We start from the raw sequence: 10,306 nt of genomic DNA on the forward strand, positions 1-10,306 counted from the left end.
GTTCGCGGGCCGTCGGGCGGAAGTCGCGTCGTTCGCGGGCCGTCGGGTGGAAGTCGCGTCGTTCGCGGGCCGTCGGGTGGAGGAGGCGAATTTCAGATAGAGCGACTCAAATCGTTGAAAATAAACGTTTTTATCTGGAATGCTGGATGCAAAGAGACAAATTTTCTTCTCTGCGCGGTGAACAAAGGAACTTGTCAAACGTTTTTTTAAATGTTAAGTCAGCATACATAGAACGAAGAAAGCGGCAGGGACTTCCCTACCGCTTTCCAGTCTGATCGTCAGAGTTTAGAGATCATATAGATGATGATCTCGGCGATGATCCGCGCGCCAACGCGGATGAGTATCGCGATTAGTTCGTGTCCTATGTTATTCACCTCCTTCCGAGACCGCAATGCGCCAACAATGCGGTCTATGGGCTCAATTATACCACAGTTCCACAAGATTGAGAATTTCTTTCTTGCGGAAAGAATCGAAAATAATTCTTTGATCTGCAAAAGGCAGCAACCTAAGGGTTTCTGCCTTTATTATTTTTCAACGTATAGTTGAAAAAGAGATGTGGTTGTTGAAATCCCCCCGGTCCAAAAATTTCCTTACCCAAAGAAAGACGTGCAGAGCCACCACGTCGGCGGTCCCCGCATAAAACTCCTTGGTCGCTCATCTGCTATCATTCCGTCGTCCGACCAGACGGCCGGCGGGATCGTATTCGCGAACCTCAACTCGCCCGCGCTTTCGATCGCGGGCCACGTCGCGCCCCATCAGGCGGCCGGCCGGGTCGTAGTGGCGCACCGTGTCGCCTTGCCGCTCCGAGCGCCCCACAAGCCGCCCGGCGGCGTCGTAGTGCCTCGCTGTCTGCGCGGCGGCCGGCGCCGCCAAGGCGAGGAGGGCAGCGAAGGCGAGGGCGTAAGGGTGCGGCATGCCGGCAGCGTGGCCGAGCCGCAGGGCTGAAAAAAGGCGGAGGCACAAAGCCCCCGCCAAATTGCCGGCGACGCGGGATGCAGCCTTTCAGGCGCTCGGCCAGATAGGCGGGGCGCCGATCTCGGCGGCAGGCAGAACCGCCGTGCTGTGCAGCGCAGGGAGTTGACGCGCCGGGGTGAAGGCGCCCGGCACGGTCTCGCGCACCGTCACGAGAATGGCGCCCGCCTCGATCGGGCGCATCTCCCCCGTGCGCCGGTCGGCAACAAACTGCGAGCACCGTCGGCCGCTAATTTGCCATTCCTGCCGCTCGACGATCCGGTCGGCCTCCTGGCGCGCCGGAGCTGTGCGCTTTTGCGCCTCGGGAGGCTGCACGACCTCACGCCGGCCGGCCTGGCGGAGCGCCGCATTCGCCTCGTCGATGAGGCGGTGCCCGTCACGCCAGCGCGCCAGGAAGGCGGCTAGAGCGCGGGCGTGCGGCTCATACTCGGCCGCGAGCGCCTCGCACAGCTCGGCGGCGACCTTTTCGGCCTGCCGGTGCTGCTCATCGAGCCGAGCCGCCGCTTCGCGCTTCTCGGCCGCCGCCTGGCGCTTCTCGAGGTCTTCGAGGTGCAGGTGGGCGCGTTCGGCCCGGCGGCTCTCTGCCGCCATTCGCCGGTCGTGCTCCTCGGCGGCGGCATCGTCGCCCGCAAGCAGAACGGCGCGGCGGTCGCCCTGCAGCGCGGCGTGAGCGCCCTCGGCGGCGGCGAGGTCGGCGCGGACCTCGGCAATCAGCGCCCCCACCTCGGCCGAGGTCGCTGCGGCGGGAAGGGCGGCGACGCGGGCCGCCAGGGTCACGGGCGCCTTCACCGCGCGGCCTCCGCCTGGGCTGGGCGCTTGGCGTCGAGCCACTCCCGCAGCGCCTCGGGCTCGACGCGCCACGCGCGCCCGACTTTTACCGCCGGGAGATCGCCGCGATGGACCATGCGCCACGCGGTAGCGTACGAAATTGACAGGCGGTCGGCGGCTTGGACCAGGGTGAGGGCGCGTCGGCTGGCTGACGCGGGTTCGGATGGCATCGGAAGCTCCTTGCTGGTGCAAGGCATCCTCCCCCCTCTCCCGCCCATCTGCAGGCGGCGTCGTCTACCCACCAATAGGCGGGAATGAGCAACAATTGGCATAGCTAAGCAATGATAACCTTTGATTATCGCGCTGCCGTGTTGGATGAACTTACTTTGCCACCCTGCTGCCGGGGGGTGACGCCGGGGATGGAAGCCGGGCATGGTGCCGAGAGGGGCGCCACCCCTGACGGCAGGAGGGCAGCAGATGGCCGGAGACGGCGCGCGGTGGATGACCTATGCGGAACTCGCGGAGGCGCTGGGGCACAAGCTGGAGAGCGCCCAGCGGCTTGCGTTCCGCCGAAAATGGCCGCGCCAGGTGGGCAATGATGGGCTCGCCCGCGTTGCGGTGCCGGTGGCGGCGGTGGAGGCCCGACAGGCCAAGCGGGCCGCCCCTGGCGCCGCCCCCGATGGCGCCCCCGATAATCCCCCTGGCGGCAGTCCTGTCGCCGCCCCTGTCACCACCCCCCTCGCCAGCCCTGGCGTGCCGGAGGATGTGGCCGCGCTCCGCGAGGATTTAGCCCGCCGGGAGGGCGAGATGGCGGGGCTGCGCGTGGCCCTGACGATGGCAGAGAGGGCCGCCGATACTGCCCGCGCTGATGCCCGGGAGGCTCGGCAGGAGGCCCGCGAGGCGCAGCGCATGGTGCAAGAGGCCATGGCCCGCGCCGTCGAGTTGGAGCGCCGCGCGCAGGAGGCCGAGCGCGATGCGGCGAGGCTGCGGGGCCGGGGGTGGCTCGCGCGGTTGCTGGGCCTGGAATAGGGGACGGTTGCGTGCCGCGAGCCGCGCCGGTAGCGTGGCCGCTGAACGCAACCGCTGAAAAAAGGAAAAGGCCGAGACGCAGAACGCCCCGACCCCCTCCAAATCTCAAAGCTGACGCTTCGACTTCGCACCTCCAAGCTAGGCATCTGCGCTGAACAACGCAAGAGACTGCGGTGGGGGAACTGCGTTCTGTCATCGGCCAAGAGAGGCCCGATGACGAATATTCACCGCCCGGCCCGGCCGGGATCGGTGCGCGCCGATCGACTGCCGGCGCCTGTCCCCCTGCCCAGCGGCGAGGCCGCGCAGATCATGCGCCAGGCCGAGGCGCACCCCGGCATGGATGCCCTCGCCCTGCGCCTGCTGCGCGTGATGCTGTTCGAGCTCGGCGGCGCCCGTGTCGGTGCTTGCACCCACGCGCTCGAGGCCATCGCGCGCCGAGCCAAGATCAGCCGGGCAACCGTGACGCGGCGCCTCCGGCTGCTGGTCGCGGAGGGCTTCATCGAGCGCACCCGCCGCGCCGTGCTGGTCGACGCTCGGGCGGGCTGGAAGGGCGCCGCCCGGCTGGTGCAGGCTACCACCCTCTATGCCTTCCGCCGGCCTCCCGCCCGCCAGGATCGGCTGCACGCGGCGACGGCGGCCTCCCGCCCGATCCAGCTCCCGCCGGCCGTGCCGAGATCGGCGCCACGGCCTATGCCGCCGACCCCGCCGGCCGTGCCGATTTCTGCGGATCACGGTGAGCCGCCTTTAACCGGAAAGATTCTACCCCCCTTACCCCCCATTGCCGGATGGCGCGCCCGGCTGGCGGAGAGGGCCGCCCGAGAGGCCGAGGCGCTCGAGAGGGCGCTGTCGCGGCTAGGTGGCGCGATGAAGTCACGGGAGGAGTGCGATAAAGTAACGGGAAATGCGTATCGCATGAATGAAAGTCATCTTGAAATTGACGGAAATATCCGACATCGCGCATGAAGAAAAAACATCTATGTGAATTCAACCTTTAGTGATAATTCTTGGGAAGAAGCATTGGAGAACCCGAGTGCCTACCTTCTCGACGATTGACGTGCGTGTTGATCTCGGCATCCTGGGGGCCGTGCCGCTCTGCCTGAGCTTTCAGGCGCACGATGGCCGGCTCGAGATTGCCGAGATCGCGCTCCGCTCGGCGGCAGGCGTTCGCCCGCTGCCACAACTCGACCTTCTCGCGGATGCGCTCGGCATTCACCTCGACGCCGCCATTCTCGCGCGCGCCACCGCTCAGCCGGAGCATTTGGCGTGCGCTGACGGAGTTTGACGCTAAACAAAGCGCAGAATAATTTTGAGTAGCTTTGACGGATACATCGCCGATTGAAACTCAATCGGCGATGAAGCAAAAAAGCCGGATCGGCTCGCGACCGATCCGGCAACGCTACTACTTCCCGATCTCTTTCTAACCACCTGCCGACCCGCGAGCCATCATGAAGAGAAGGCTTGCGCGCGGTGTCTGCTACCCTCCTGCCTTTATCGGAGACGTGCGACCTCTCCACAAAGGAGGGCGCTTCGGCGCGCGCTGGCTCCGCCCACCACGGTAACGCGGCCTTCACCCGTGAGATTTTCGTCGGCCCGGAAGGGCCATTTTCGCGCCGTGAGCTGCCGCCGTCCAAATGGGCGAATGGCCCTGGCGTTATTGGCGATTCCGGCGAACGGCGCGAGGTCAGGAGCGGGCGCGAGAGAGGGCCGAAAACTCCCGCTGCTGTAGGAAGTGAATATTTTAAGCCCAATCTCGGTTCAGAACTGGCCTCCAATGCCGGGCCGCAGTTTTGCCGAGATGGCCGGTTCATCACTGTCCGGCAGGTGCGGGAGGTGGTGAATGCCGCCGCCTATGCGGCGACGACGCCTCATCCAATCAACTGCCACCTGACGCTCGAGCTCACTGCCTCGGATTTCCTGCGCAGGCTGGGCCTCGACGCATTTAGGGACAAGCTGATGGACGGCCTCCGCGAAATGCTCCGGCGGAGGGGACTGCCGCTCTCAGGCGTCTGGTCAGTTGAAAATGCGTCGAGGCGAAAGGGCTTGCACCTACACCTCGCGTTGCATTGCCCCGATGCGTTGCGGCCGGAGCTCTGCGCCACTTCGTGCCGCCTGGCGGGGGTTGAGACGGGCCAAGGCTTCGCGAGGGCGGTGCGGTCGAACGCATCGCCCGATGGCGCCAGCCTGCGCGGGCTGCTCGCCTATCTGCTCGAGGGCGTTAAGCCGGCCTATGCCGACAAGCTCGGCATCACGGCCGAGGCGCAGGGGGCAATTCCCGGGAAGCGTTGCGGCTCAACGCGCTCTATCGGGCCGCAGGCGCGGGCGGCGGCCGGCTGGCCCGAGCGCCGTAGCGTGGCGTGGCTAAGGGCCGAGGTGACGCGGCACCGACCGAGCCAGGAGGATGTTGCGAGGAGCCTTGGGCTGCCGGATGCGCCGCCCGCGCCGAAGCGTGGAAGAGGGCGGCCCCGGAAGTGGGTTCAGCAGCCGGCGGCCATGATCTCCGCGACAAGCGCCTCGGCCTCCGCGTCGGACATCGCGGGCGCCGCCGGCTTGGGCTCCGGCAGGGCCTTCACCTCGGCGAACGGGTCGGAGTCCTTGGCCGGCTGCCCGTCGCCCATGATCGACGCGACCATTTCAGCGATCTCCGCATCCGAAGCGGCAGGAAGGGCCGAGGGCGGCAGCCATGCGACGGGCGGGGCCGTGGAGGCATTGCCGCCGATCGGCTCGCGGCCTGCCGACAGGATGGCGGCGACGGCGGCTTCGATCTCGGCCTCCTCGTCGACGACAGTCACCACACGCGGCGGCGGGCCGGCGTTGGCGCGCATGATCTCCTGCACAAGCGCCTCAAATCCAGGCGTCATTGCGAATCCCTTTTTGCTGGCGCCGCCGGAGCTCCCGGCGAGCGCACCGCCACCCCGAGCGGATTTCTTGCGGGCTTCGGCCGCCACCATGGCGAGCGCGCCCTCGAATGTGCCGATCTCGTCGGCCAGGCCGGCGGCGACCGCAGCCGCGCCGACAGCGACGCCGCCCCGGCCGAAACGCTCGAGCACGACGCCCACCTCGACGCCCCGATTGCGCGCCACGTCGGCGACGAAGACCTCGGCGAGCGCATCAACCGTCGCCTGCAGGGCCGCCGCGCCGGCATCCGTGGCCGGGTCGGCGTTCTTCATCGGCGATTGCGAGGAGATGAAATTCAGCGTCCGCACGCCCGCTTTTTCGTCGGCGGCGCGGCGGTCGCGGAGCGCGACCTGCACGCCTATCGAGCCAAGGATCGCGGTTGGCGCGACGATGACGCGGCTCGCAGCCGAGGCCAGCCAATAGGCCGCCGAGGCGCCGGTCCCGCCGACATAGGCGAAGATCGGCTTCCGGCCGCGCGCCGCGTAGATGGCGCCCGCTAGCTCGCCCACGGCCCGTGCCTCCCCGCCGGGGGAGTCGACGTTCAGCAGGATCGCCGAAACGTCGCGATCGGTGAGCGCGGCCTCGAGGTCGCGCCGCATCATCTCATAGGAGGTCGCGCCGCTCATGGCGTCGAATAGGTTGGCGCGCTTCACGAGCGGCCCGTAAGCCTCAATGATCGCGACGCCGTCCCGCACGCGCGCGGCCTCGGCCCGCTCGAGCGACTTCGCCCGGTAGGCTTCGAGGGCCTCGGGCGTGACGGTATGCTCGCGCGCAGCGATCGCGAGGAGCTGCCGCAGCGCGGTTTCCTCCATCGCCCAATGCGTCGCGAGGGCGGCTTCGAGGATGCTCATTCTGTGTCTCCATCGGCCGGCCCCATGAGCTCGGCCTCCTCGATCGCGGCGGCTGCCGCCTGGGCGCTGCCGGGCGGCGCGGGGGGCACGAGGGGCAGCTCGAGGCCCGTGTCGCGCCGGAGCTTCGCCTCGCTCGCGCGGATGCGCTGCTTGCGCCGCCAGTCGCCGCCCGTGCGCTCGGCCGTGATCTCCTCGGCCGTCTTCCAGCCGTGCGCCTCGGCGATCTCGTCGGCCTTGGCGTCCTTCACCGGGTCGAGCGACAGCCGGGCATCGCCGACCCACGTCGCGGCGCACCAGGCGGCGCGCTTGATGGGGTCCTCGAAGAAACCCGGCGCGTCGATCAGCCCGCGCGCCACAGCCTCGGCGAAGAACCACTCATAGACGGGCTGGCAGAAGCTCTCCTGCAGCCACACGCGCCACGTCTTGAACGCCTGCCAGGCAGTTTCGAGCGCGGCGCGGCTCGCCGAGTAGCTCGAGGAGAAATGCTTGATGAGGAGCTCATAGGGGATTTCGAGCGCGACGCCGATTTGCCGCACCATCGCCAGCCAGAACGGGTCGAATTGCGGCGACGGGCGGCCGGGATTGGCGAACGTCACGTCTTCGCCTTGCGCCAGGTCGACGACGGCGCCCGGGCCGAGGGCGATATCCCCCGCGCCGGGCGTCATCGCCTCTTGCTCGAGCGCGCCGAGGGGCGCGCCGGAGGGCGACTTGACGAAGACGGTAAAGAACGACGACACGACGGCCGCCATCAGCTCGGAATCCGAGTAGCGGCCGAGTTGCTTTAGGGGCTCGATGACGGGCGCCAGGAAGGGCACGCCGCGCCCCTGCCCGTCGCGCTGCTTGTCGCGGACGTGCAGGAGGATCGGCTCGCCGGTTTTCTTGCCGAAGAACGGAACGGCCGTCGTCGAGAGCAACTCGGCCGAGAAACTGAGGGTGTCGCCAGGGTGGCGCGTGGTGAAATACGCCTCGAGCGGCTCTCCGTCGCGATCGCGCCGGATGCCGGCCGCGAATCCTTCCACGTCGGGTTGCCCGACCGGATTGCGGCAGCGGTCGGCCTCGATGAGCTGCACAGTCAGGCCCACGACGGCGCCCGGCCGGGGCTTCTGCCGGCGGAGGGCGAAAATGTCGCCGCTCTCGAGCTTGCCCCGATAGACGATGCGTTGCAGCCCAGCGAAATTCGTCGCGCGCGTCACGTCGCAGTAGGTCGAGGAGGCCCAAATGTTGAAGAGGGCCTCGGCCCGCCGGCCCACCGCCTCGGCATCCCCTTCCGAAATGCCGATGACCTCGGCGTCGACGGCTGCGCAGGGCCACAGCCCCGTGCCGACAACATTGGTGATCGCGGTCGACAGGGCGCCGGAGGCGAGCGGGTCATTGCGCCCGAGGTCGCGCGACCTGGCGCGGAGCGTCTCGAGATCGCCCAGGATGTCGGCATCGGCCGAAGACGCCGAGGTGTGCCAATTCTGCATGCTGGCGCGGTCGCTGCGCGCGCCCGTGTAGTTGCCAGACACATAGCTCCCCATCGCCGACGCGACGGCTAGCGCCTCCGCCTTCGTCCAGCCCTTCGAGGCTGTGCGGCGCGCGGGAACGCGGATGCAGGGCTTCTGGCTCATAGCGGCACGATCCGCCGGACGCGCATCCCGCCGCCGGCCGCCTCGCGCTTGGCGAGCGGCTCGAGGCGCTTGCGCTCGGCCTGCAGGGCTTCGAGGTTGCCGCGCCAGATGACGCGGTCGCCGATCTCGACGCGCTGGCCGCGCTCCTGCACGGCCGCAATCGCCCTATTCACCCGCGCCAGCTCGTCGGAATACTGCCCCACCGTCACGCCCTCGGTTCCGGCATGAGAGGCGGGCCGCCGTTGTGGCCTTGCATGCTGGCGCCTGCCTGCGCTGCGCGGCGAGCTGCCCGACGCTCCAGAAAGCGGGCGCGGCAAGCTTCGCGCTCCGCGACCGTCGCGCCGAGATGCGCCATCGTCTCGGGACGCGGCTCAAAGCGCCGCCCGGTCTCAGCGTCGACGACTTCGAGACGCAGCCCGAGGACGCCAAGCACGGCCTCGAGGCTTGTGACGTCTGGAATATTTCTCACACGCCACGCCGTCAGCGACTCCCTTGACAAGCCGGAACGATGCGCCGCTTGGACGTAGGTCACACGCTTCTCGTGCATCGCGGCAAAGACCAGCTTCACGGCCGGATGGGCGTGTCGGGGGATCGTGATTTTTGACTGGATCTGCATTCGCAGAGTAAAGCCGGCCGGGTAGCAAATCACAGGCGGGAAGAAGTAAGCCATCCGCACGCCGACTTTATATTCCCGAGCGGCGCAGATATTATGACGCTTCGCGAAGACGCAGTTGAGAAGCCGCTTTTTTCCAAAACGACGCTTTGACGCGCCCCGGAGACGTAAACAAAAAGTCGATCGGGGAAAATGGGTGGCTAGGAAACTCGGGCGGCGTGAGGCACCCCGCGAGGCCACCCCCGGGGGGAGGACCCATGCGCAACATCCTTACGTAACGACATATAATGGCGCAATATTCTTGCGTATATCAACGTCACGCCACACCCCACATTGCGGACTTCATTCCTATTCCCAGGAATTCCGCCCCGCTTCGGGGTGCCCATCGTTCCCCTCGCCGCTGCGGTGCTGGGCCGGCAGGACATTGAGATGATTGGATGATCGCGTATATGCAAAGGGGAGCTAGTGCCAGGAGGCTCATGTGCGCAACGTATCGGCATGGCTAACGATAGGCCGAGCCCCCAGGGCTCGCCGCGAAATTGCGAAGGACGACGACCTTTTCGACATGGCGAACCTCCGGCCCGAGCGGACGGGGCTCCCGTTCGTCGTTTTCGTGTCTCAGCGAGGCGGGGCAACTCACGGCCCTCGCATCAAAATCGCTAAACTTCCCCGTTATGATAGCAGTAAGGCTATCACGGTAACGCTCGAGCATCCGCCTCGGGATTTGAATGGAAAAATTCCACCCCGAGAGATGGTCGATATTCGATCTTGGATCGAGCTCAACCGGAAAACTCTTGAGGCATATTGGGATGGCGATATCGAATACACTGAGGAGCTTCTCGAGCGCATAAAGAAGCTCTAGTGCGTAACATCCTCCTCGCTGCGGTGCTGGGCCAGCAGGGCGTTGAGGTGCAGCAGCCGGCGAAGCGCGTCCGCGTCGCCTGTCGCCGCGAACGCTGCCGCCGCGCTGTCGCGGTCCTCGACGAGCGCCGCATCCCCCACCAGGCGGGCGAGGAAATGCCGCCAGGCTGCGGCCACCTCATCTGGCGAGGCATCGGCGCGGCAGGCTCGAGGCAGCATGCCCGGGGCGGCGCGGAGCTAGCCCCAGGATTTCCGCCCCGACGCATTCCGCCAGCAATTCGGCAGCGCCCGCGCTCTACTATGCGAGCATCGCCTCCCGCGTAGCCGTGGCTGTCCGTGCCGTATCGGCGGGTGTATCGCTTGACTTACCGATAACCCGATAAAATTTGTAATTACAGATGTTTATAAGAATCCGCTGTGTATCGGAGGCCGTATCAATTGCCGGGATGAGTCGTCTTCGCCATAGAAGGCATAACGTGTTAGCCGTTACGGTAACGACCGCGCCTCGCGCGTAACGCCGCCCCTAATCCGTAGAAGCACCTTCAAGGAAAGGCGAGCATACCTCCGACCCTCTGAGGGAGGCTGTCGTTCGCGGGCCGTCGGGTGGAAGTCGCGTCGTTCGCGGGCCGTCGGGCGGAAGTCGCGTCGTTCGCGGGCCGTCGGGCGGAAGTCGCGTCGTTCGCGGGCCGTCGGGCGGAAGTCGCGTC

The 10,306-nt window shown here is 66.9% G+C and carries 10 protein-coding genes; 3 read left to right on the forward strand and 7 right to left on the reverse strand.

Going from position 1 to position 10,306, the window contains the following annotated elements:
- Window positions 1-1,002: 1,002 nt before the first annotated feature.
- Both ACZJYS_RS19220 and ACZJYS_RS19225 read right to left on the reverse strand, forming a co-directional pair.
- Complete coding sequence (locus ACZJYS_RS19220) at window positions 1,003-1,749, reverse strand: hypothetical protein (RefSeq protein WP_493179970.1); 747 nt, start codon at window positions 1,747-1,749, stop codon at window positions 1,003-1,005.
- 8 nt (window positions 1,750-1,757) lie between these two features.
- Window positions 1,758-1,970, reverse strand: a complete 213-nt coding sequence (locus ACZJYS_RS19225) for a helix-turn-helix domain-containing protein (protein WP_493179971.1) — start codon at window positions 1,968-1,970, stop codon at window positions 1,758-1,760.
- A gap of 247 nt (window positions 1,971-2,217) precedes the next feature.
- Between ACZJYS_RS19225 and ACZJYS_RS19230 the strand changes: the two genes are divergently transcribed.
- The 3 genes from ACZJYS_RS19230 to ACZJYS_RS19240 all read left to right on the forward strand — a co-directional run bounded on the left by ACZJYS_RS19230 (window position 2,218) and on the right by ACZJYS_RS19240 (window position 4,051).
- On the forward strand, window positions 2,218-2,769 hold the full coding sequence (locus ACZJYS_RS19230) for a hypothetical protein (protein ID WP_493179972.1): 552 nt from the start codon (window positions 2,218-2,220) through the stop codon (window positions 2,767-2,769).
- 213 nt (window positions 2,770-2,982) lie between these two features.
- Window positions 2,983-3,732 carry a MarR family transcriptional regulator gene (locus tag ACZJYS_RS19235; protein ID WP_493179973.1) on the forward strand — a complete coding sequence of 250 codons (750 nt, stop codon included), beginning with the start codon at window positions 2,983-2,985 and terminating at the stop codon, window positions 3,730-3,732.
- Between the two features lie 67 nt (window positions 3,733-3,799).
- The gene (locus tag ACZJYS_RS19240) at window positions 3,800-4,051 is read left to right on the forward strand and encodes a hypothetical protein (RefSeq protein ID WP_493179974.1); all 252 of its coding nucleotides are present in this window, start codon (window positions 3,800-3,802) and stop codon (window positions 4,049-4,051) included.
- A gap of 1,192 nt (window positions 4,052-5,243) precedes the next feature.
- On the opposite strand, the gene ACZJYS_RS19245 is transcribed toward ACZJYS_RS19240, so the two are convergent.
- The 5 genes from ACZJYS_RS19245 to ACZJYS_RS19265 form a co-directional block, all read right to left on the reverse strand.
- A complete protein-coding gene (locus tag ACZJYS_RS19245; RefSeq protein WP_493179975.1) occupies window positions 5,244-6,515 on the reverse strand; it encodes a S49 family peptidase in 1,272 nt (423 codons plus the stop codon).
- Entirely contained in the window at window positions 6,512-8,125 is a 1,614-nt protein-coding gene (locus ACZJYS_RS19250; RefSeq protein ID WP_493179976.1) for a phage portal protein, read from the reverse strand. The genes ACZJYS_RS19245 and ACZJYS_RS19250 overlap by 4 nt, the downstream gene beginning before the upstream one ends.
- Window positions 8,122-8,334, reverse strand: a complete 213-nt coding sequence (locus ACZJYS_RS19255) for a hypothetical protein (protein WP_493179977.1) — start codon at window positions 8,332-8,334, stop codon at window positions 8,122-8,124. Before ACZJYS_RS19255 ends, ACZJYS_RS19250 begins: the two co-directional genes overlap by 4 nt.
- The gene (locus ACZJYS_RS19260; RefSeq protein ID WP_493179978.1) at window positions 8,331-8,795 is read right to left on the reverse strand and encodes a hypothetical protein; all 465 of its coding nucleotides are present in this window, start codon (window positions 8,793-8,795) and stop codon (window positions 8,331-8,333) included. The genes ACZJYS_RS19255 and ACZJYS_RS19260 overlap by 4 nt, the downstream gene beginning before the upstream one ends.
- 801 nt (window positions 8,796-9,596) lie before the next feature.
- The gene (locus ACZJYS_RS19265; protein WP_493179979.1) at window positions 9,597-9,818 is read right to left on the reverse strand and encodes a hypothetical protein; all 222 of its coding nucleotides are present in this window, start codon (window positions 9,816-9,818) and stop codon (window positions 9,597-9,599) included.
- Window positions 9,819-10,306: the final 488 nt, after the last annotated feature.

The organism is Roseomonas sp. TS2 (assembly GCF_058833935.1).